The organism is Treponema primitia ZAS-1 (assembly GCF_000297095.1).
GTDB lineage: Bacteria > Spirochaetota > Spirochaetia > Treponematales > Breznakiellaceae > Termitinema > Termitinema primitia_A.
Genome location: NZ_AEEA01000148.1, coordinates 1 through 474 on the forward strand (window position 1 = coordinate 1; position 474 = coordinate 474).

The 474-nt window shown below is 65.6% G+C and carries 1 protein-coding gene; it reads left to right on the forward strand.

Features of this window, described 5'->3' with window-relative positions:
- Positions 1–72: 72 nt before the first annotated feature.
- The coding region (locus TPRIMZ1_RS20595) for a hypothetical protein (protein WP_198429952.1) at positions 73–474 on the forward strand (402 nt) is incomplete at its 3' end.

Here is a 474-nt window from a genome sequence, read left to right on the forward strand (position 1 = left end):
GGCATTTTGAAAAGGGTGACCCGACCTTGGTCGGCAGTCACCTTTCTGGCGCTGATGGTTCTGGGGGGGTGCATGAATCCTCTGGCAGAGCGGCCCTCCACCGAGGGGGGCGTCACGGATGCGGTTCCCGATGGCTACGGGCGGGTGACTGTCACCCTGGCAGGGACCGGGGCGCGGACCCTGTACCCTGCGGAGATGGAATTCGGCGATATTATCCTGAGTTTCCAGGGGCCTGTGGGGGCAAGCCATGAGCCGGTTACCGGCGGTTCCGCCACGGTGGACCTGCCCTGGGGGCCTGGACCATTACTGCCACGGCGTATACCAAGGCTGAGTCGGCAGTGGCGGCGGCCTGGGGCAGCGCGGCAACCACTATCGGTGTGGGGGACAATGATCCGGTACACATCACCCTGTCGCCCTATACGGGGGACGGCGCGGCGAAGGGAACGCTGCGCTTTGCCATCGGCATTGACGGGG